This window comes from Streptomyces glaucescens (genome assembly GCF_002154375.1).
Taxonomy (GTDB): Bacteria; Actinomycetota; Actinomycetes; order Streptomycetales; family Streptomycetaceae; genus Streptomyces; species Streptomyces glaucescens.
Genome location: NZ_MUND01000810.1, coordinates 1 through 1613, shown reverse-complemented (window position 1 = coordinate 1613; position 1613 = coordinate 1). Strand labels below are relative to the sequence as shown.

Sequence of the window (1613 nt, the reverse complement as noted above, 5' to 3'; positions counted from 1 at the left end):
CCGCCCAGGTCGAAGAAGTCGTCGGTGACACCGACGGTGTCGACGCCGAGGACGTCGGCCCAGATCGCGGCCAGGGTCCGTTCGTCGTCGGTGCGCGGTTCGACGTGCTGCTCGGCCGGCGCGCCGCCGGGGGCGGGCAGCGCCCGCAGGTCGATCTTGTGCTGCGGGGTGAGCGGCAGCGCGTCCAGGACGACGACGGCGGAGGGCACCATGTGGGCCGGCAGGGCGGCGGCGAGGGCGGCGCGCAGCCGGGCCGGCTCGGGTCTGCGGGCGGGGTCGGCGGGGGTGACGTAGCCGATCAGCCGGCCGCGGGCGGGTTCCTCGTCGCGGACCACGACCACGGCCTCGCGGACTTCCGGGTGGTGGATCAGGGCGGCCTCGATCTCGCCGGGCTCGATGCGGAAGCCCCGGACCTTGACCTGCCGGTCGACCCGGCCGAGGAACTCCAGCTCGCCGTCGGCGCGTCGGCGCACCCGGTCGCCGGTGCGGTAGAGACGGGCGCCGGGCGGCCCGGAGGGGTGGGCGACGAACCGGGTCGCGGTCAGGCCGGGGCGGCCGAGGTAGCCGCGGGCCAGTCCGTCGCCGCCCACGTACAGCTCGCCCTCGGCGCCGGGCGGCACCGGGCGCAGCGCCGCGTCCAGGACGTGGGCCTCGGTGCCGGGCAGCGGGCCGCCGATGGCGGGTGTCCCGGAGCCGGCGGTCAGTGGTCCGGTCCAGGTGGCGACGATGGTGGCCTCGGTCGGCCCGTAGGAGTTGATCATGCGGCGGCCGGGTGCCCACCGGTCGACGAGCGAGGCCGGGCATGCCTCCGCCCCGACGATGAGGGTGCGCAGCGACGGCAGGCCGCCGATGTCCGCCGGGTCGGGCAGGGTGGCGAGGGCAGCGGGGGGTATGAGGGCGTGGGTGATGCGGTGCTCGTCCAGGACGGCGGCGAGTTCGTCACCGAGCCAGGGCCCGTGCGGCGGGACGACCAGCAGGGCGCCGGACAGCACGGAGACGCACAGCTCCAGTACGGAGGCGTCGAAGCTGGGCGAGGAGAACTGCAGCACACGGTCGCCCGGGCCGACGGCGTAGCGGTCGGCGGCCGCCGCGGCGAAACCGGCGATGCCGCGGTGGGTGACGGTGACGCCCTTGGGAGTGCCCGTGGAGCCGGAGGTGAAGATGACGTACGCCGCGTGGTCAGGGAGCACCCGGCTCGGGGCCGGGTCCGCCTCCGGGTCCTCGCCGTCCAGCAGCGCGCGGACCCGGTCGGGGTCGTCCAGGACGACGGCGGGCGCGGCGTCGGTGAGCATCAGCGCCCGTCGTTCGGCCGGGTAGTCGGGGTCCACGGGGAGGAAGGCCGCACCGGTCAGGGCCACGGCCAGCTCGGCGGCGATCAGTTCCATCGAGCGCGGCAGGACCAGTGCCACCGTCCGCTCCGGTCCGGCGCCGCTCGCGGCGAGATGGGCGGCGAGCCGGCCCGCCCGCCGGGCGAGTTCCCCGTACGACCAGGTGCTCCGGCCGTCGGTGACCGCGGGGGCGTCCGGGTCGCGGGTCACCCACCCGGTGAACAGCTCACCGAGCGGGACGTGACGGGTGACGTGGCGGGCACGGGCCGGCGGGACGGTGCCGGC

Annotated in this window: 1 protein-coding gene; it reads right to left on the bottom strand. The window is 76.8% G+C overall.

The genetic code is table 11. The annotated features are described in order from the left end of the window. The coding region (locus CCN42_RS37680) for a non-ribosomal peptide synthetase (protein ID WP_143662168.1) at positions 1-1613 on the bottom strand (1613 nt) is incomplete at both ends.